The sequence below is a fragment of the Aminipila sp. genome, from assembly GCF_032051575.1.
Taxonomy (GTDB): domain Bacteria; phylum Bacillota; class Clostridia; order Peptostreptococcales; family Anaerovoracaceae; genus Aminipila.
This window is the reverse complement of the sequence record NZ_DAMBYD010000010.1, coordinates 64567-85856: the sequence shown is the minus strand read 5'-3', so window position 1 is coordinate 85856 and position 21290 is coordinate 64567. Positions and strand designations below refer to the sequence as shown.

At 30.5% G+C, this 21290-nt stretch carries 20 protein-coding genes; 17 read left to right on the top strand and 3 right to left on the bottom strand.

What is annotated here, in order from left to right; genetic code table 11:
• Window positions 1-138 precede the first annotated feature (138 nt).
• The 6 genes from RTW14_RS14130 to RTW14_RS14105 all read left to right on the top strand — a co-directional run bounded on the left by RTW14_RS14130 (window position 139) and on the right by RTW14_RS14105 (window position 6729).
• Window positions 139-2910 (top strand): UPF0182 family membrane protein, encoded by a 2772-nt coding sequence (locus tag RTW14_RS14130; protein ID WP_312652530.1) that lies wholly within the window; start codon window positions 139-141, stop codon window positions 2908-2910.
• Window positions 2911-3231: 321 nt separating this feature from the next.
• On the top strand, window positions 3232-3498 hold the full coding sequence (locus tag RTW14_RS14125) for a metal-sensing transcriptional repressor (RefSeq protein ID WP_312652528.1): 267 nt from the start codon (window positions 3232-3234) through the stop codon (window positions 3496-3498).
• A 15-nt stretch (window positions 3499-3513) separates the two neighbouring features.
• Window positions 3514-3657, top strand: a complete 144-nt coding sequence (locus RTW14_RS14120) for an LDCC motif putative metal-binding protein (protein WP_312578891.1) — start codon at window positions 3514-3516, stop codon at window positions 3655-3657.
• A gap of 10 nt (window positions 3658-3667) precedes the next feature.
• The gene (locus RTW14_RS14115; RefSeq protein WP_312652525.1) at window positions 3668-6124 is read left to right on the top strand and encodes a heavy metal translocating P-type ATPase; all 2457 of its coding nucleotides are present in this window, start codon (window positions 3668-3670) and stop codon (window positions 6122-6124) included.
• A 51-nt stretch (window positions 6125-6175) separates the two neighbouring features.
• A complete protein-coding gene (locus RTW14_RS14110; RefSeq protein WP_312652523.1) occupies window positions 6176-6391 on the top strand; it encodes a heavy-metal-associated domain-containing protein in 216 nt (71 codons plus the stop codon).
• 206 nt (window positions 6392-6597) lie between these two features.
• Window positions 6598-6729 (top strand): hypothetical protein, encoded by a 132-nt coding sequence (locus tag RTW14_RS14105; RefSeq protein ID WP_312652521.1) that lies wholly within the window; start codon window positions 6598-6600, stop codon window positions 6727-6729.
• 97 nt (window positions 6730-6826) lie between these two features.
• Here RTW14_RS14105 and RTW14_RS14100 read toward each other — a convergent pair whose 3' ends face one another.
• Window positions 6827-7939, bottom strand: coding sequence for a cell wall-binding repeat-containing protein (locus RTW14_RS14100; protein ID WP_312652519.1), 1113 nt, complete (start codon window positions 7937-7939; stop codon window positions 6827-6829).
• 190 nt (window positions 7940-8129) lie between these two features.
• Between RTW14_RS14100 and RTW14_RS14095 the strand changes: the two genes are divergently transcribed.
• From RTW14_RS14095 to RTW14_RS14055, 9 genes are all read left to right on the top strand, one after another.
• On the top strand, window positions 8130-8822 hold the full coding sequence (locus RTW14_RS14095) for a GGDEF domain-containing protein (RefSeq protein WP_312652517.1): 693 nt from the start codon (window positions 8130-8132) through the stop codon (window positions 8820-8822).
• Window positions 8823-9337: 515 nt separating this feature from the next.
• A complete protein-coding gene (locus RTW14_RS14090; RefSeq protein ID WP_312652515.1) occupies window positions 9338-10045 on the top strand; it encodes a GGDEF domain-containing protein in 708 nt (235 codons plus the stop codon).
• A 76-nt stretch (window positions 10046-10121) separates the two neighbouring features.
• Window positions 10122-11816 carry a methyl-accepting chemotaxis protein gene (locus RTW14_RS14085; RefSeq protein ID WP_312652513.1) on the top strand — a complete coding sequence of 565 codons (1695 nt, stop codon included), beginning with the start codon at window positions 10122-10124 and terminating at the stop codon, window positions 11814-11816.
• A 12-nt stretch (window positions 11817-11828) separates the two neighbouring features.
• The gene (locus tag RTW14_RS14080; RefSeq protein WP_312652511.1) at window positions 11829-12716 is read left to right on the top strand and encodes an HD-GYP domain-containing protein; all 888 of its coding nucleotides are present in this window, start codon (window positions 11829-11831) and stop codon (window positions 12714-12716) included.
• 155 nt (window positions 12717-12871) lie between these two features.
• Window positions 12872-13195 (top strand): hypothetical protein, encoded by a 324-nt coding sequence (locus RTW14_RS14075; RefSeq protein ID WP_312652509.1) that lies wholly within the window; start codon window positions 12872-12874, stop codon window positions 13193-13195.
• A 79-nt stretch (window positions 13196-13274) separates the two neighbouring features.
• Window positions 13275-13622, top strand: a complete 348-nt coding sequence (locus RTW14_RS14070; protein ID WP_312652507.1) for a four-helix bundle copper-binding protein — start codon at window positions 13275-13277, stop codon at window positions 13620-13622.
• Window positions 13623-13744: 122 nt separating this feature from the next.
• Complete coding sequence (locus RTW14_RS14065; protein WP_312652505.1) at window positions 13745-14365, top strand: class I SAM-dependent methyltransferase; 621 nt, start codon at window positions 13745-13747, stop codon at window positions 14363-14365.
• Window positions 14366-14404: 39 nt separating this feature from the next.
• Entirely contained in the window at window positions 14405-14638 is a 234-nt protein-coding gene (locus RTW14_RS14060; protein ID WP_312652503.1) for an SHOCT domain-containing protein, read from the top strand.
• Between the two features lie 82 nt (window positions 14639-14720).
• Window positions 14721-17975, top strand: coding sequence for a penicillin-binding transpeptidase domain-containing protein (locus RTW14_RS14055; RefSeq protein ID WP_312652501.1), 3255 nt, complete (start codon window positions 14721-14723; stop codon window positions 17973-17975).
• Between the two features lie 57 nt (window positions 17976-18032).
• Here RTW14_RS14055 and RTW14_RS14050 read toward each other — a convergent pair whose 3' ends face one another.
• Window positions 18033-19406, bottom strand: coding sequence for an urease accessory protein UreH domain-containing protein (locus RTW14_RS14050; protein ID WP_312652499.1), 1374 nt, complete (start codon window positions 19404-19406; stop codon window positions 18033-18035).
• Window positions 19397-19942 (bottom strand): DUF2318 domain-containing protein, encoded by a 546-nt coding sequence (locus tag RTW14_RS14045; RefSeq protein ID WP_312578905.1) that lies wholly within the window; start codon window positions 19940-19942, stop codon window positions 19397-19399. Before RTW14_RS14045 ends, RTW14_RS14050 begins: the two co-directional genes overlap by 10 nt.
• Window positions 19943-20202: 260 nt before the next feature.
• Between RTW14_RS14045 and RTW14_RS14040 the strand changes: the two genes are divergently transcribed.
• Together RTW14_RS14040 and RTW14_RS14035 are read left to right on the top strand one after the other, a co-directional pair.
• Window positions 20203-20439, top strand: coding sequence for an FAD-dependent oxidoreductase (locus RTW14_RS14040; protein ID WP_312652497.1), 237 nt, complete (start codon window positions 20203-20205; stop codon window positions 20437-20439).
• Window positions 20440-20447: 8 nt separating this feature from the next.
• Window positions 20448-20834 (top strand): cytochrome c biogenesis protein CcdA, encoded by a 387-nt coding sequence (locus RTW14_RS14035; RefSeq protein WP_312652495.1) that lies wholly within the window; start codon window positions 20448-20450, stop codon window positions 20832-20834.
• Window positions 20835-21290 lie beyond the last annotated feature (456 nt).

Here is a 21290-nt window from a genome sequence, read left to right as displayed (position 1 = left end):
ACTCATAAATAACATAAAATTATGTAGTTTATGTGGAGAATTAAGAAATTATTATTTAAGGTTTATTTAAAAATTCATAACTTCTCCATATTTAAATGATATAAGAAAATACAGAAGACATTTTCAGTAGGAGGGTTTATGAGAAATAGAGGAAGGTTTTTCACCATTGGATTAATTATAATATTGTTTCTATTAATTAATTCCTTTGGCAGTGCAATTAAATTTTCAACAGATTACTTATGGTTTAAGGAAGTAGGATATACAGAGACTTTTTTAACTAAAATAAAAGCTCAATTTGTCATAGGTGTTCCTGTTTTTGTAATTTTGAATTTTTTATTGTACATATTTATCAAGAAATTAAAAAAGAAATATGATTTAGAATCTGAAATTGTGGATACACAGACCAATAAAAAGGTCAACTTGTGGATAAGATTAATTTCCGTAGCAATAAGTTTCTTATTTACTGCAAATATTGTATCAAGCATGTGGTTTGAAATATTGCAGTTTATTAATAGTGAAAGCTTTGGTATAACAGACCCTATATTTAACAATGACATTGGCTTTTATATTTTTAAACTGCCTTTAATTAATACTGCAGTTGATTTTATTATAAACATATTGTTCCTTCTTATTGTTGTAAAAGTTTTGTTTTATGCATACCTAGCAATTAAGGACAGTATCAAAAATGTATCTGAACAATTTGAGGAAATGAGATTAAATAATCAACAATTTGATTTAAGTGCAGTGTTAAATAAAAATTTTGCATCTAGAATTATTAATGAATTGTCCATTATAGGAATATTTGTATTTGTATTTTTAGCTGTTAGATTTGTGTTAAGAAGCTATGATTTATTGTATTCTCAATTAGGAAGAGTGTTTGGAGCTGGTTATACAGATGTTATTATAACATTGAATTTGTATAAAGTTTTAGCAGTGGGATGCTTAATTGCCGCAGTTACATTTTTTATTGGTGCAAGAAAGAAAAATTTAAAATTTGCTTTGACAGTTCCAGCTACATTAATAATTATTACTATAGTAGGAACAGGGCTTGCTGGTATAGTTGAAAATTTCATAGTTGAACCTGACCAGCTTTCAAAGGAAACAAAATATATGGAATACAGCATCGAAAGCACTCAAACAGCTTATTCCTTAAATGATGTAATTGATGTAGAGTTTCCAGTAAACAATAATTTAACTATCGAAGATATAAACAATAACCAGGAGGTTATTGATAACATAAGAATTAATGACCAGGAACCATTGATTCAGGTTTACAATCAATTGCAGGGTATAAGACCATATTATGTTTTTAATGATGTGGACGTGGATAGATATGTAATTGATGGCGATTACAAGCAGGTTTTCCTATCAGCAAGAGAATTAGACCAAAATCGCTTAAATGAGCAGGCAAGAACATGGGTTAACCAATATTTGAAATATACTCATGGTTATGGAGTAACATTATCACAGGTTAACGAGGTTACAGCTCAAGGGCAACCTGAAATGCTTGTAAAAAATATTCCACCAACAACAAATATCGATTTTAAAATCACAAGACCAGAAATTTATTTTGGCGAAAAAACTGATGAATACATAATAGTTAATACAGATGAAAAGGAATTTGACTATCCTTCAGGCTCAGATAATGTTGAAACACTGTATGGAGGAGAAGCAGGAATAAGACTATCATTTGTTAATAAGCTGTTGTTTAGCTTGAGAGAAGGAAGCTATAGAATGTTAATTTCCAATAACATAGATTCTAACAGTAAAATATTAATAAACAGAAATATAATAGAGAGAGTTTATGAAATAGCTCCATTTATGTATTTTGATCCGGATGCCTATATTGTTGTAAACCAAGAAGATGGAAAGCTTTACTGGATAATTGAAGGATTCACTGCTAGTGATAGATTCCCTTATTCACAGCCTACAGATAAATTTATTGAAGGCTGGAATGTAAATTACATCAGAAATTCAGTAAAAGTAGTTGTAGATGCATATGATGGTTCAATTGATTTTTATATAGCTGATGAGACTGATCCAATAATTAAGTCATATGATAAAATATTTACTGATTTATTTAAACCTATGAATGAAATGCCAAAAGGTTTAAGAGATCATGTGAGATATTCACAGATTTACTTTGATGTGCAGTCAGATATGTATAGATTATATCATATAGAGAATCCTACAGTATTCTTCGGAAGAGAAGATTATTGGGATATTGCAAATGAAAAATATATGGATAGAGGCGAGGATCCTGTAGATTCAAGCTATGTAATGTTCAAACTGCCAGAGGAAGATAATGTTGAATTTCTTTTAACAACACAATACACACCTCAAAGCAAAGATAATATGATTGCAATGTTGGCTGCAAGAAATGATGGAGAAAATTATGGTGAGCTTGTATTGTATAAATTTCCAAAAACCAAGACAATACCAGGACCTAACATGATTGAAACAAAAATTGACCAGGATACTGTAATTTCATCACAACTTACATTGTGGAGCCAGGTTGGATCAACTGTTTTAAGGGGTAACACACTAGTAGTACCAATAGAAGATTCATTGCTTTATATAGAGCCTATTTATCTTAAGTCAGATACAGAAAGCAACTTCCCTGAAATGAAAATGGTGGTTGTTTCCTATGGCGATAGAATTGTAATGGAGCCTACGTTAGACCAGGCTATTGAAAGAATATTTGGTATTTATACTGAACCAGAACCAGAAAAACCTATTAATGAAGAATATGACAATACAAATATTAATGTTTTAATAGAACAAGCAACTTTGATTTTCAATGAAGCAACAGAAGCTCAAAAGAATGGAAACTGGGCTGAGTACGGAGAAAGATTAGAAGAGTTAAAAGACATATTGAATCAATTGAATTTATTAACTGATGGAATGTGACAATGGGACACCAGACTGCGAATTATGTTTTGCGCAGTCTGACGGTTTTCATTTTTAAAATACACGGAGAATTATATGCAATTAATTCGATTTCATTTCCCATAATTAGAGGAGTGTTGAATTCTTTAGAGTAAATCCAATAATATGGGAGCAATTTTTTATTTAGAAAAACGAAAAAATATTTTTTAAATCTTCACAATTTCTCCATAACCTTTTGTTATTATACACATAAGAAAACACCCCCCGGGGGTATAGAGTTTATCAAAATCTGTATATATCACACAAATAGGCAAATAATTAATATATGAGGAGGAGATTCTATTGAATAAAGAGAAGGAAAATGCTGTAGCATCTTTAAAGACAGCTAAAGGACAAATTGAAGGCATAATTAAGATGTTGGAAGATGACAGATATTGTGTTGATATATCTAATCAAATAATAGCAGCACAATCACTATTAAAAAAATCAAATGTATTGATTTTAAAACAACATATTCATCATTGTGTAAAAGAAGCCATTATAAAAGATAAAAGTGATGAAAAAGTTGATGAAATAATTAATATATTAGAAAAAATTATACAAAAATAAAAAGGAGTGGTATAAATGTTTAAATTTATTAAAAACTGGCTAGACAGATTGGCTAAAGAGAATGAAAAAACTTTTGGTACAGGTAGAATGGATTGCTGTGATTTAAATAAACCAAAACCAAAAACACAAGCTACTACTAGTAATACAAATAAGAAATGAGGTGTAATGATTGGAGAAGAGTCTTAAAATTCAAGGAATGACCTGTGCGTCCTGCGCTAAGACAGTTGAAAAAGCTACTAAGAAAGTACAGGGTGTTACAGATGCAAGTGTAAACTTTGCAACTGAAAAGTTAAATGTAACCTTTGACGATTCAAAGGTTACTGTAAAAGATATACAAGCTGCTGTAGAAAAAGCAGGATATAAAGCTTTATCTGAAGCAGTGTCAAAAACAATGAAAATTGAAGGAATGACCTGTGCTTCATGTGCTAAAAATGTAGAAAAAGCTACCAGAAAGTTAAATGGTGTTACAGAAGCAAATGTAAATTTTGCTACAGAAAAATTAACCATAAGTTATGAACCTACGTTAGTAAAGGTTTCAGAAATAAAAAAGGCAGTTGAAAAAGCAGGATATAAAGCTATTGAAGAAGATACATCAGTAGACGCAGACAAGGAAAGAAAAGAAAAAGAAATAAAATCTTTATGGAGAAGATTTGTAATATCAGCAATTTTCACGGCACCGCTTTTGTATATGGCTATGGGTCATATGTTTGGAGAAATGTTTGGAATAAAATTACCTGAAATTATAGATCCAATGATGAATCCTTGGAACTTTGCAATTGTACAGTTAATTTTGGTAACACCTACTATGATTGTGGGATACAAATATTTCACTATAGGTTTCAAATCATTGTTTAAGGGAAGTCCTAATATGGATTCTCTTATAGCAATAGGTACAGCTGCAGCTTTCATATATGGAATTTATGCCATTGTACAAATATATAACGGAAATGGTGACTATGCAAATGAATTATATTTTGAAGCAGGTGGTGTAATATTAACACTTATTACATTGGGTAAATATTTAGAATCAGTAACTAAAGGAAAAACATCCGAAGCAATAAAGAAATTAATGGGTCTTGCTCCAAAAACAGCAATAATAATTAGAGATGGCAAGGAAGTAGAAATTTCTATAGAAGATGTTGAAGTAGGCGATGTTATTGTTGTTAAACCAGGAGAAAAAATGCCTGTTGACGGTGAAGTTATAGAAGGTACAACTGCAGTTGATGAATCTATGTTAACTGGAGAAAGCATTCCAGTAGAAAAAAATATCGGAGATAATATTATTGGCGCAAGTATAAATAAAAACGGGTCAATAAAATATAAGGCTACAAAGGTTGGTAAAGATACAGCACTGGCGCAAATTATAAAATTAGTTGAAGATGCACAAGGTTCAAAGGCACCGATTGCGAAATTAGCTGATGTAATTTCAGGTTACTTTGTACCGGTCGTAATAGTTCTTTCAATAGTTGCAGCGTTAGCTTGGTACTTCTTTGGAGGACAATCAACAGTATTTGCTTTAACAATATTCATATCAGTACTTGTAATAGCATGCCCATGTGCATTAGGATTAGCAACTCCTACAGCTATAATGGTTGGAACAGGTAAAGGAGCTGAAAACGGAGTATTGATTAAAAGTGGTGTTGCTCTGGAAACAACTCATAAAATTAAAACAATCGTATTTGATAAAACAGGAACAATAACTGAAGGAAAACCAAAGGTAACTGATATAATAACATCAAATGGCATAAAAGAAAATGACTTGCTTCAATTAACAGCATCAGCTGAAAAGGGTTCAGAACATCCTCTTGGAGAAGCTATCGTAAAAGGTGCAGAAGACAAAGGATTAGAGTTTAAGAAGTTAGATTCATTCAATGCAATACCTGGTCATGGAATTGAAGTTACGATTGAAGGGAAAAATATATTGGCTGGTAACAGAAAGCTTATGGTTGAACGTAATATTTCATTGGAAAATTTGGAATCAACATCTAACAAGCTTGCAGAAGAGGGAAAAACTCCTATGTATGTTGCAATAGACAATAAAATAGCAGGTATCATAGCAGTTGCAGATACAGTAAAGGAAAACAGCAAGAGAGCCATAGAAAAGCTTCATCAAATGGGTATTGAAGTAGCTATGATAACCGGAGATAACAGAAGAACAGCAGAAGCAATTGCAAAACAGGTAGGAATAGACAGAACATTAGCAGAAGTATTGCCTCAGGATAAAGCAAATGAAGTTAAAAAACTTCAATCAGAAGGCAAAAAAGTAGCGATGGTTGGTGACGGTATAAACGATGCTCCTGCATTAGCACAAGCAGATATTGGAATAGCAATTGGTTCAGGTACAGATGTAGCAATGGAATCGGCAGATATAGTACTGATGAGAAGTGACTTGATGGATGTGCCGACTGCTATACAATTAAGTAAGAGCACAATTAGAAATATTAAACAAAATCTTTTCTGGGCATTTGCTTACAATACATTAGGTATACCTGTTGCAATGGGAGTATTATTTATCTTTGGTGGTCCACTGTTAAATCCAATGTTTGCAGCAGCAGCAATGAGTTTAAGCTCAGTGTCAGTATTAGCTAATGCATTAAGATTAAAGAGATTTAAGCCAGTTAGATAATTATAAATAATTATTTAATATATATAATAAAAAAATAATGGAGGAAATTAAATGAAGAAGAAAATATTAATAGAAGGAATGAGCTGTCAACATTGCGTAGGTCATGTGACAGAAGCTTTAGGAGAAATTTGCGGAGTAAAATCCGTAAATGTAGATTTAGATAATAAGAATGCTGTTGTAGATTTAGCACATCCGGTTGACGATGTAAAGTTTAAGGAAGCTATTGATGAAGCAGGATATGAGGTAGTTGGAATAGAAGAAATATAAAGATATTGGAGCTTTAATAATCATATTTGGTTATTAAAGCTCATTACTTTTGCAAATCTTTAATATGCCAAATTTCTGATTATAGTTTTTACAAGTATTTTAAGGTGTTTTCAATGACTTATTCTCCATAACATCTCCATAATCTTTAGTTATAATACTTTATATAGAAATACCAATATGAAATATAATGAAAATGGAGTGATAATATGTTTAAATTTATAAAAAGTTATTTATTAAACTTAGCAGAAGAAAATATAGAAGCTTTTAAAAGTGGTGAACTCGATAGCTCTAATATAAAACCTACAAAAGCTTTTAATCAAAATTTTGATTATAAATAGTTGCATAAAACAACCTGATGTTTAATATCAGGTTGTTTTTTTGCACAAACACTTTAACAGAAAGCCATTTTCATTATGCCTAATATGTTCTAGCTATTTAATGCTCCATTTTAGATTGGATATCCGTTATTTTTTCAATTTCAACTTGAGTATCATGGGATATATCATAAAAGCTACCTAAAATATAAGCATGCATATATGGTGGCATGTCAGGCATTTCTTTGTCAGGGTTTACGCTTATTACATAGTTTTTAACAACGTCAGGTAGATTATTGCTGTTTACCAGTAACAGAGGTGTATGTTTACCTAAATGGGCAAAAAGTACACTTGAGATGATATGGTACCATTTGTTTAGTTCACTGTACGAAAATGCCCATCCGTCTTTCTTGTTATGTTTCCATCCAAAACTATCCACAGAGCTTTCATATTTAGCAAAGTTTACTGAAATTGTAAAAGGGTCATAGCCGTTTATTCTAGACACATTGCCTTGTATCATATTCCTGATTTGTGATTCGATAATTTCACTAATTGTATAAGTGGACCCTACTATATAATAATTCTTGTTTCGGTTTCTTGAAATAAAAGTTTGAATTGGCAGAGGTATGTCATTTTGTCTGACTATGATAATTGGAGTGCCTTTATGTGCTGCATAAAAGGATGAAATAATACCTTCAGCATAATTTTCTCCTGATATTACTATTACATCATTATTTCCTTCTTCTGATGTAGGCGGAACTACATTAAGCCTGAAGTCTGCCATTTCGGTGCATGCACTGAATATATCTTCTGAGCTTGTAATTCTGTATGTTGTCAATCCAAATGTTCGTATATAATCTTCTACCCCCTTTGATACCGGTCCGGCAATCAATACTTTTGCAGGAACATCTTCACCTGAAGGATTCAACCTCAATATTTCATTTATTATCACAGGAGGCATGTAATTTCTTTCTGTGAACAACACTGGTCCATTAACAGGAAAGTGAACAATACTTGAGGCACAGGTTCCATATTGCCACATATCAGATGGCACGAGAATTATAGCATGTGGTCGCCAATTAATATTTTGACTGGGGTATATGATATTTGATACAGCAACATTGTAGTAATACATATCATCATAATTTACTCTTGTAGTGTTGACAGTCGCAGAAATATTTGTATAAAATGGTATAGGGTTTTGTTGCAATGGGATATTGTTTAACGTAAACATCAAATTCACCTGCTTTCTATGTTTAATATATGATTAATTTTAGGATTTGATATTACATTGTAATTGATAAAAAATTAAAGCTCCTGAATTACCAACAGGTATGATTAAAATAAATTTTATTGTATTTTAATTATATAAATGTTAATATAAGTCAAAAGTAAAAAAAATTATACTTAAAGAAGGTATTGATGTGAAACTAACTTTTAAATCAAGTTTATTAATCTGTATGCTTTCACTTGGCGCTGGCTACGGGTTATTATATCATTTTATAATTATGCCTTTAATTGGAAGTGAGCTGGTTCATTGTTTAGGTCAAGGTGTTATTTTTGGATTAATAAATTATCTTATGTCAATTGGCTTATATAAAAGATATCACACATTAAAAAATTCTAATAAATTATTAAAGAAGAAACTTGACATTGACAAGTTAACAGGGCTTTTAAACAGAGGAGCATTTGACAATGATATCATGGGATTATCATTAGATGAAAGTTATTCTATTATATTTATAGATATTGATAATTTTAGAAAATTTAATAATGAGTTTGGACATCAAGTAGGTGATTTAGTTTTACAAAAAGTTAGTCGTGAAATAAGAAATTCTATAAGAGTAAGTGATAAAGCCTATAGGTACGGTGGTGAAGAAATTGTTATTTTGTTAAAAGATTGTAACAGAAGAAAAACATTAGAAATTGCTGAAAAAGTAAGGCTTAATATCAATGAATTAAATAATAATCCTTATCCTTCAATAACAATTTCATTAGGAGTAGCTAGTTACCCTGATGATGGTAAGCATGCTGATGAGATAATCAAAGCAAGTGACAATGCCCTTTTAACGGCAAAAAGATTAGGCAAAAATCAAGTTTCTAGTTGCGCAGTATAAAAAGTATAAACACTTCGATATAAATAGGCAATCAGATATTCTTGAAATAAACTGGTATAATAAAAGGGGTTATATAAAAAGCAGTATTCAATTATTGAATACTGCTTTTCAGTTACATACATTATTTTATGATTTGATATTTCTTTAAGTTAATCCTATAAAAAATATAATGTAAACCTATGGTATTAATAATTAACATTTCATGACTTCTCCTTGTATAAGAAATTATATTAATTCCATTATATTATTTTCCTCTTTTGATTATTTTCTATGTAATCTTTTATAGACACGTGGATTAATTCATCCACCTTGTTTGAGTAATAACATTAAATCCTTAGAATTCTCCATAATAACTCCACAAAGTTCTAATATGCTAAATAATATTTAAATTTATAAAAAGGAGCTTTAATTTATCAAGACTTAATACAATTGAATTAACTGTTAGGATTAGTTTTATGTGTACAATAAACAGCTAATACAATCAAGTAAAATGTTATAAGGGAGGAATATTACATATGAAACTATCATTTAAATCCAGTTTATTAATAAGCATGATCTTACTTGGCTCTGGTTACGGATTATTATATCATTTTATTTTAATGCCTTTAATCCGAAATACTAATGGACTAATAGGTTGTATAATACAAGGCGTTATATTTGGCTTAATTAATTATTTTATGTCAATAGGCCTTTATGAAAAATATCATAAATTGCAAAATTCTAATAGAATATTAAAAGAAGACCTTAAGATTGACAAATTAACTGGACTTTTAAATAGAAGAGCATTTGATGAAGATATATGTAAGTTACACTTGCATGAAAATTATTCAATAATTTTTATAGATATAGATAATTTTAGAGAGTTTAATAATAGGTTCGGACATCAAACAGGCGATTGTGTCTTGCAAAAAGTTTGTTATGAAATAAATGATTCTGTAAGAGCAAGTGATAATGTGTATAGATATGGTGGAGAAGAAGTTGTTATCTTGCTAAAAGATTGTAATAAAAATAGGGCATTAGAAGTTGCCGAAAAAGTAAGGCTTAACATTAATAAATTAGATAATAATCCTTATCCTACAATAACGATATCATTAGGGGTAGCAAGTTACCCAGAAGATGGTACGGAAGTTGAAGAGATAATAAAATCTAGTGATAATGCCCTTTTAATGGCTAAAGGGTTAGGTAAGAATCAAGTTTATGATTTCTACACATTGTCTCCATAATTTAATGTTAATATTTACAAGTAATGGTGAAATATATGTTTTAGATCATTATATACTTTGATTTTTGGAGGACAAAATGTTTAATACAATTCAAAAGAAACTTATAGCAGGATTTTCTCTAATTTTATTAATTTTAATTTCAAGCACAGCTTATAATCAAAAAATTTACAATGATGATAAAATGCACATCATGGAAATTAAAGAAAAAGCTATTACAAGTTTTATTTATGCTACTGAAATAAAAAATAATGTAATTCAAGTTAGTCAATTTTTTACAGATGTAAGTGCTACAAAAAATACAGCACATTTAAAAGAAGCTGAAGAACAATATAACCTTTATAAAAGTAATTCAAAGGAACTTTCAAGTATAAATCCGGAATATAAAAAACAGTTAGATGAAATAAATATAGAGTTAAATAATTTATATTTTTATGGTAAGGAAATGGCTAATATGTATATAACAAACGGTCATGAAAATGGAAATATAATGATGGATGAATTTGATAAAATGGCAGATAACATTAACTCGAAAGTCAGTGACATACAAAAGAAAATGGAATCATCACTAAATGATGATCTGATGACGTTACAAATGCATTTGGAAATGAACCAAAAAATGTCCATTTATCTAGCAGCAATAAATGTAGTTTTATCAATAATTATTGTTGTTTTACTTTCAAGGGTAATTACTAAACCAATTCTGAATTTTTTAAATATATTTAAGGATCTTGAGAAAGGAGAAGGGGATTTAACAAAAAGAATATATGTAAGAACGAAAGATGAAATGTTAAAATTAGCACTTTCTTTTAATAATTTTATGGAAAATCTTGAGGAAATGGTACTTAACATAAAAATAAATTCTGATATAATTTCAAAAGGCTCTATGTTATTGAATGAAAGCGGTATACAAGCTGCCGAAAGTATAAATATGATAAAAAATAATACTAACAGAACAGCAGAAGATACCCAAAAAATAAACATGTCAATCAATCAGATAACCGACAGTATATTTATGATTGCACAAGCATCTCAGACTTTTGCTTCAGATGCACAGCATATAAATATTGAAATTGACAGTATAAACAATCTAACACAAGAAAGTGAACAGAAAGCTTTAAATTCAAAATTTGAAATGGAAAAAACAAAAAAAATATCTTTAAATACAATTAATATAACAGAAAAGCTTGGAAGTCAGGCTGATGAAATTGGAAAAATTATTGATACAATTAAATCAATAACTGTACAAACACATGTGCTTGCTTTAAATGCATCAATTGAGGCTGCAAGAGCCGGACAGTCAGGCAAAGCATTTGGAGTTGTAGCTGATGAAATTCGAAATCTTGCAGAAAGTAATAATAAATCAGCTGAAAATATTGAAAATATTATATTAAATATTCAGGATATGATTAAACAAACAACCGAAGCAACTTCTGAAGTTGGTGAAAATATTGAAAAGGGCAGTGTAATGGTTGAAAATGTTCATACACAGCTTCAAAATATAATCAATAAGGTAAGCAATATTAATGATAAGGTACAAAATATCGTAGCAACTGCTGAGGAACAAAGTGCTTCCACAGAAGAATTATCAGCGACAATGGAAGCTATTAAAGAAAGTAATATGACCATCACAGCAAGTATGCAGGAAGCAGCTGCTACTATATCTGAACAAAACGTCACAATTTCAAATTTAAGCGTAATTGCTTCAGATTTAAATAAATCGTCAGAACATTTAAAGGGATTAATAAGCAAATTTAAGCTACAAGAAGATTAAAGGTATTTTTTTATGGATAATAATGAAAATTTGTTTAATAATTTTATAGTTAAAAGTTTAGTTATATTTATTTTTATGTCGGGGATTTTAATTGTTGTAGTAAATTTTCACATTAATAATTTCATAACAAATGAAATAGGGATACAGTCTGGTAATATAAATTCTCATATAAAACAGATACCAATAGAAATAACTATAATAGTAACTTTAGGGCTGATTTTATTATATGTTTCTTTGGCGAGGATTGTATATAGTAGCTCTAAAACCTTGTCATTTCAAAACATAGAATTAATTAAGCAAAGAAATGAAATAGAATCTGCATACATAAAACTTAACGATTCTTATAAAAATATAATAATTGCATTATCTAATTCTATTGATGCAAAAGATACTTATACAGCAGGTCATTCAAGCAGAGTTGCAAACATTTCTTTAAAGATAGGTAGGCAACTAAAATTAGATGAGGAAAAACTTAATACATTATATACGGCAGCATTACTTCATGATATAGGAAAGATAGGTATACCTGATGAAATTCTTAAAAAGAAAGATAAACTGAATGATTTTGAGTACACTAAAATAAAGGAGCATTCAGCTATTGGTGCAGATATGTTAAAAGATGTAATGCCTCTTAATAACATTATTCCAATTATTTTATATCATCATGAAAGGGTTGACGGTACGGGATATCCGTATGGTTTAAATAGCAAAAATATACCTATAGAAGCTTTGATAATAGCTGTCGCAGACTCCTATGATGCAATGACATCAAACCGTCCATATAGGAAAGCCCTTTCGAGGGACACAGCTATAAATGAAATAATAAAGTTTAAAGGAACTCAATATGATTGTATTGTTGTAGATGCGTTTCTAAATTGTATTAAAGAAAATGTTACATGATGATATCATAGGATTATATAGTAAAGATAAGTGAAAAATGTATAAGTACATGTTATATTAATGATAACGGTGCTTCACAAGTTCTTCATAGTTATATTGTAAACTCTTTATACAATAAACCTTTCTGTTAAAGAAAGTACAATGGAGGAATTAAAATGAGTTGTCATGGAAATAATAAAGAAAATAATAAAGAAAATAAAGGAACACACAATCATAGTCCAATAAAACATATGCTTCATATGATACTTTGCTGCGGTTTGCCAATATTAATTTTTGCAGCATTGCCATTTATATCAAGGGTTAGCCCTGGTACCAGTAGAATATTGGCAGTAATTGCACCATTTATTTGTCCACTTATGATGATAGGAATGATACCTATGATGTTAGGTGGAGGAAAAAATAATAAAAAATCAAGTTGCTGTGAAAGCAAAGAAAATAATTCCAGTGTGCAACTTGAATTAAATAAACCAATAGAATAAAAAAGTTTAAGAATAATATCCATTAAATTTCAAATAATATTTATATATCAAGATTATTTAAAGAAAAGGAGAAATTACAATGGGTATAGTATCAAATAATCATATGCAATCATGCATAGATGCTTGCAATAAATGTGCACAGGCTTGCTTTGAGTGCTTTAATGCATGTTTAAATGAACCGGATTTGAATGCTAGAAAGAATTGTGTAAAAATGCTGGTGGAATGTGCAATGATGTGTCAAATGTCAGCTGCAACTATGTCAATGGGAGGCAGCTTTTCAGTAGAACATTGCAAGATGTGTGCTAAAGTTTGTGACAAATGTGCAGAGGAATGTGCAATGTTTAAAGATGAACATTGCAAGAAATGTGCAGATATTTGCCGTATGTGTGCAGATGAATGCAAAAAAATGGCTGGTGCAATGGTTTAGAAGATAAATAATAAAAGCTGAATTAATTCAGTATCAGTACCATTTTTATTTAAGAATGCTCTTGATAATAATATTATTTATCAAGAGCTTTTTATATTAATTATATTTTGGGAGCTTTTAAATTGGATATTAATGAAAAAATTCGAAAAAGATACGACAGAGCTTCAAGCCTATATGATATTTTAGAGCAGCCTATGGAAATAATGACATTGAAAAGGTGGAGAACCGAGGTTATGAAGGAATTGCAAGGAGATGTTCTTGAAATTGGCGTAGGAACAGGGAAAAATATACAGTACTATCCAGATAATATAAATGTAACAGCAATAGATTTTAGTGAAAAGATGTTAGAAAAGGCAAGAGAAAAGTCAGATATATATAATAAAAAAGTGAAACTGATTCATATGGATGCTCAAAATATGGAGTTTCCTGATAATAGTTTTGACTGTGTATTTACAACATGTGTTTTTTGTTCAGTTCCGGATCCGGTTAAGGGATTAAAGGAGATAAAACGAGTTTGTAAGGGTGACGGTAAAATTATCATGATTGAACATGAGAGAAGTGAAAATAGGGCAATTGGACTTCTGATGGATATATTTAATCCGCTAACACTAAATTTATATGGTGCAAATATAAACAGAAGAACGGTAGATAATATTAAAAAGGCCGGATTTACAAAAATCGACGTTACTAATTTAAAAAGTGATATTTTAAAGAAAATAGTTATTCATAATTTTAAGAACTGATATTAAGTTTAAAAACAATAATAAAATGGAGGTAATATTATGATGGGTTATGGATATGGAATGATGGGCTATGGATGGGGCTGGTTCATGATGATAGGTGTTGTTGTTTTAACAGTATTAGGAATTGTAGCTCTGATTAATTACCTGCAGCTATCATCTAAGACTAATGAACGTTCAAATAATAATGCTTTAAATATTTTAAATGAAAGATATGCCAGTGGAGAAATTACAGAAGAAGAATACAATCAGAAAAAATCACAATTAAAAAAATAATATAATTTATTAGTGTATCAAAAATTAATGCCAACAATAAAGGCATTTCTTTTTTGTTGAATTAAAATGTAAGAGGTTATTTATGAAAAAATTTTTATCTAACAGATTTAATATTTTATTTTTAATATTTACTTTATTAATAGGGGTTTTAGGTTACAGAATGGCTGTACTGACAATTGTTGAAGGAGCTAGCTACCGAGAAGTAGCAGATGTTAAAAAAATTAAGGACATACCTATCAAGGCTCCAAGAGGAAAAATATATGACAGAAACGGAGTTGTTTTAGCAGACAACCTATCCAGCTTTACGGTTCAAATGTATACGGATCAAATAAATGAAGATGATGATTTTAATCAAATATCCTATACTTTGGCTAAAATACTAGATATGAATGCGGAAAATCCAATTGATGAATTTCCAATACTTTTAGATACATTTGAATATGTAGATAGCGAAAAATCAAATGACGAAAAATTGGACAAAACAGCTCATGAAGAAGTAATAGATTTAGTAAAAGACAATATATACGAATGGTTTAATTATGAAACAGTTATATATGAAGAAAATTTTAATCCTAAAGAGTTAATATTAAAAACAATAAAAAATGATTTAAATGATTTTAATATTGAGCTAGTTGATGGACAATATATATTAGTTGATAATGATAAAGAACAAGACGAAACAGGCGAAACTGTTGTGGCAAATAATAAAAGCCCTAATGAAATAGTAATTGAAAAATTATTAAATGAAAATAAATATATAAAGAAGCTTTTTTCTAATTCTAAAATCAGAAAATTCTCTTATGAATTTTTAAAATCCAAGGGATTAGTAAACAATATTGAATTAATGAAATTTTCATTTTCTTATGATAATGAGTTTAAAGATATAAAAAGAAATTTATCTTTAAATAATGAGGAAGTTACTGAAAGGACAACTGCAAAAGATGATTTTGTAATTCTTACTTTAAAAAATTCTCTTGATAATTTGTTACTTACAAATTATGAATCTGACAGTGGAATTGTCATGCCAGGAAAAAAAATTATAGATAAATTAAGAGAAATCTATCCTGATCTACCTGTTGAATATTATGAAAATGGACAAACAGGTGTTTTTGAATTTACAGATGAGAAAACAAAACAAAAGTATATAAATCAATATAATCTAAATGATGAAATAAAACCTATAGATTTTATTAAGGAAATGGCTGCCAAAAATTATAATGCTCTATATGAATTTATAACAAATGATGAAATAAAATATTTTGCTCAAACTGAATTGCTTAAGTATTTAAATCCAAATATATCAATAGATAATTGGGAATACACTTCAATTAGGAACAAGAGAATTTGGATAAGCAATAATGTGGATAAAGATAAAAATTCTAGTGATTATACTGCTGAAGAAGTGTTTAACATACTTAGAAAGTCATTAGGCATGAATCCTGACATAAGTGACCATGATTTTAGAAATATGCTTGTGTTAAGAGAAAGGTACAATAAGACAAGTTACCTTTCGTATCATCCAGTTGATATAGCTTATGGAATTTCAGAGAAATCAGTTGCTATGATTGCAGAGAGGTCACATGAATTAAAGGGAATTAATGTTGAAGTAGAACCACTCCGAAGCTACCCTGAAAAAGAATCCGCTGCTCATATATTAGGTTACCTGGGCAAGATTTCGCAGGAAAATGAAATTAAAGAATATATTAATGATAATGGTTACAGTCCTGATGATATAATTGGTAAAACTGGTGTTGAAGAAAAGTTTGAACACTATTTAAGAGGAGAAAAAGGAAAGAAAACAGTTGAAGTAAATAATGTTGGTGAAACAATAAAGTCTGTTTCAAGTCAAACACCTGTTCCAGGTAATGACTTATATCTAACAATAGATACAAATTTGCAAAAAAAGGCTGAAGAATCGCTGAAAAAGGGCCTTGAACAAATACAAAAGGGTGGTGTCTTTGAAAGTGAATGGGGAAATTTCAAATTTAGAGACAGCTATGAAAATGCAACCTCAGGCTCATTAGTAGCATTAGATGTTAAAACAGGCGAAGTCTTAGCCATGGCAAATTATCCTTCCTATGATTTAAACTTGTTTTCAACAGGTATTTCTACTGAAGACTGGAATAGCCTGCAAAATGATTCTAGGAACCCGCTGGCTCCTAAACCGCTATATAACATTGCAATGCTTACTTCTATTCAGCCAGGCTCAACTTTTAAAATGATAACTGCATTGGCAGCACTCGAGAAAGGTGTTGACCCTCTAACGGAAATATTCTGTCCTGGAACTATAAAGGTCGGAGAAAGAAACTTTAGCTGTTGGACATATACTCTTTATGGCTATGGCCACGGATGGCAGAACATGTATGAAGCAATACAAAATTCATGCAATGTATATTTCTTTGTAACAATGTTAGGAGTAAATCCTGCTACAGAACAAAGACATACGGTAAAAGTAGATGTTAATGATATAATTGAAACATCAAAAAAGTTAGGGTTAGACAGTAAAACAGGTATTGAAATTGATATTCCAAGAGAATCTACAGGTGGAGTACCTAGTATTGATGGAAAAAAATCTAGTATCAGAGTATATTTAAGAATTTTTCTGGAGTCTAATTTAGAACATTATTTGAAAGACGATACTAAATTAGATGAAGGAATGAAAAATGAAATAATAGAAGAAATAGTAAGTTGGGTTGACAGAGAAGAAACTATGACAAGAACAGAGGTATACAAAGGTTTAAATTTGTTGGGATTAAATCCTGATAAAACAAATGACAGCAATGTGCCTTTAGTTGATAATATAAAATATTCTTACATTAATCAGGCTCATTGGACTGCAGGTGATAATTTAAATATAGCAATTGGACAAGGTTCGAATTCATACACAGTTCTTCAAATGGCAAATTATGTTGCGACAATAGCTAATGGTGGATACAAAAGAAACGTAAGTGTTATTAAGGACATTAAGACCTATGACGGAAAAAAAACAGATTATGAACCTATTCGTGAAACAGAAAGGATTGAGCTTACAGATTATAATCATTTAGAAATATTAAAGGAAGGAATGAGGCGTGTTTCATTAGATGACAGCGCTAAGCCATACGCAAATTTTCCGGTAGAAGTAGGAAGTAAAACCGGTACTGCGCAAAAAGGAGGTATAAACCCTGAAACAGGTGAGCCATATGATGAATTTGCATGGTATGTAGCATTTGCGCCTTATGATGATCCGCAAATAGCAGTAGCTGTTGTTTTATTTCAAGGAGGTTCTGGAAGATACCCTACACCTATTGCAAGAGAGGTAATCGGTGAATATTTAAAAATAAAAGGAATTAATTAAAACTAAACAGTTTATGACAAATCAAAAGGCTCATGCATTTTCATACATGAGCTTTTCTTATTTAACAGTTATTATGCTGCTTATCATACCCATCCAGCAAGTATAGGTTATAGTGCCTGATTTTGTTGGAGTAAATTCAATTATGTTTTCGCCTAACTCAAGTTTTTGTTGCAATCCATATTCTGGTATAATAATTTCATTATTACAACCATTTAATGTTCCTTTTTCAGCCACAATAGTCCATCTTAAGGGAACCCCGGCATATACGCTAATTGGCTGGTACTTACCTGATTCAAGTTTTGTTGTAACAGTCTGGTAGCCATCTTTAATGATTGAGCTTGCTGTTTTGCCGTCTTGTGCTAAATTTATCCCTAAAGGTGATAGCACTGCATCAGTAATATTAATTCCTGCCAGAGAAAGACCTCTGTTTCCCATTACAACCCCTAAAATAATAACTAAAATCGCACTTATTTTCATCATCTGTTTAGTAAATCTGGAGCTTAGTATAGAGCTGAATGCACCAAATGCAAACATTACAGGAACAGTTCCTAAACTGAATAAAAGCATGGATAATGCTCCGGTTATAAAGCTTCCTGTTCCAAGCGCATACAGCTGCATAGCCTGCAACGGTCCACATGGCATAAATCCATTAAGCAATCCTACAATAAAAGGTCCTTTGTCGGTTTTCTTGCTGTCAATTTTATCAGTTAAAACTTTAGGCAAATGAGGCATAATTTTTCTTAAAACAGGCGTGATGCCTAACAGATTAATGCCCATGGCAATCATGAAAACACCGGCTAAAAGAGAAATTATTGATTTTCCTTTAAGTGATAAGCTAAAAACTGAACCAAGAGCGCCAACTAATCCACCTAGAATTGTGTAGGATGTTACTCTACCAAGATTATATAAAAAACTTGGCTTAAGTTTTCCGGATAATTTGTTGTTTTCACATCCGTTGCAACCTGCGCATTGAGATAAATTTAAACCTCCACACATTGCAATGCAATGAACTGATGTAAAAAGTCCTGCCACGAACAACATCCCATAGCCCATGCTTTGAGTTATTTGCGGAAAGATGTTAAAACCAACAGTATTATTAATTATTACATATAAACCTGCAATAATAAGAAAAATTAATAAAGTGGTAATATTAGATGAATCTTCTTCTGGTGAATCATCATGTTCATAAATAACATCATATCCTGCTTTTTCAATTGTGTCATAGATTATTTCTATATCTATTTTTTCTGTATTGTATATTATATCTGCTGTTGATGAAGCATAGCTTACTTTAACGTCATTAACTCCTTCGAGCTTTTTTAATGCTTTTTCTATTTTATGTTCACAAGCTGTACAGGTAACACCGCCCAGTTTAATTGATTTTTTCTCTGATAATTTCTGCATAGTTTCTAAACCATCTTTTATTTCCAATTTGCAAAGATACCTTCTGCTTCAGCAAATAATTCCTTAGGAATTGTAATTGTAGTATCTGTCACTTCTTTCATTTCTTTAAATATTGGAACTGGGTTACATCCACCTCGTGCTACTTCAACCTCATCCATTTTAAATCTGTTACCGCAGTTTTGGCAAACCAAGACGTCGCCTTCTTGGATATAATATCCTCTGCCGGAGGAATAACAAACCTGGCAAGTATTAAAAGCAGTTCTTACTGTTCCGTCTGATGCCTTTACAGCCAATACTTCCATATAAGTGTCTAATTGATCATATGCGTAGAAATTTGCTGTTTCCGTTACATCTGCTACATTAATAACCATATTACCATTTTCGTCTGTTGCTGATATGGCAGTTGATTTTGTTTGCTCTGCTAAGTCATTTTTATCATTTCCTGAATTTAAAAAAGTGAATGCTGCTATACCAATCACTATAACAGCTACAACTCCAAGAATTAAATTATTATTTTTCTTTGAAGTTTTATTACCTTTCTTGTTTTTTTGATTACCCTTCATATTATAATTTCCTTTCGATATTATTAAACTCAAAAAATATCATAATAAAACTTTGTGAAGATTTTGTGGAGATAGGTTAATTGAATTATGTCAAATTTCAACAAAATACGCCGATTTTCTAAATACTGATAATTGTATTTAGAACTTGAGAATTGTTTTCTTAACGTAATACTTAATGCTAGAAGTATCAAGGGCAAGGGTAGAAGCAAGGACGGAATTAAAAGGAATTGGTACAATTATAAAAACTCAAAAAAATTTTAGTGGAAACAATTGACAGTGAGATAGAAGTTAATTGTGAAAAATTGATAATTGCTTCAGGATCTGAACCGTTAATACCAAGTATAGAAGGTATTAATTCAGCAGGAGTAATAACCAGCACTGATGCCTTAAGGTTGAATAAATTGCCGGGGAGTATGGCAATTATAGGAGGTGGGGCTATTGGACTTGAATTTGCCACAATGTTCAATTCGGTTGGTGTTAAAACAACAATATTTTAATGGTTTTGATGGCACTTCAAACTTGGGAGATATATGATTTTATACCAGCTACATACCTTATTGGTAAAAATACTAAAAAAGGGTACATGGGAGCATTTATACCCGGAATTTTAGGAGGAATATTTTCATCACCTTGTGCAACACCTGTGCTTGTAGTTTTGCTGGCCATAGTTGCAAGTGAAGGAAGTGTTATATGGGGTGTATTTTTGCTGCTGTTATATTCTTTAGGGCATAGCATTTTAGTAATTATAGCTGGAACATCGATGGGATTTGTTCAAAGACTAACATCAAATGATAAGTATGGTGCAGTGAGTAAATACTTAAAAATAGTAATGGGAGGTATTATTTTACTGATTGCCTTATATATGTTTTACTTAGGATTTAAAAAAATGTAAAATACAAATTCAATGGTTATTTGTTCATTAAGGAGTCTGTTATGGATGGATTTTTTTATAGAACCAACAAATTTATGCAATTTGATGTGTCAAACATACTTCTAAGTGCAAATTTATAAAAGAAAGGTGTACTTTTATCAGATGGGATGGAATGGCTATACATGTGCAAGCTGCGAGTTGCATGAAGAAAATAAAGAGGATTGCTTTGGAAACACATTTCCAACATGCAGGTGATGCTTGTGGGGACAAGGTATTATTCAGTGCCCATAAATCGAATTTATAATTAATTGAAATAAAGGTCAATTAGTATCGCTAATATGGCCTTTTGTTATAAGGCTTTCTATATGTTATGATTAATTAATTCTTGTTTTACATAAACTTTACACAATACTTACCAATTTAATATTGACGTATCAGCATATCATGATATATAATCCAAACATGAAGTTGATGGAC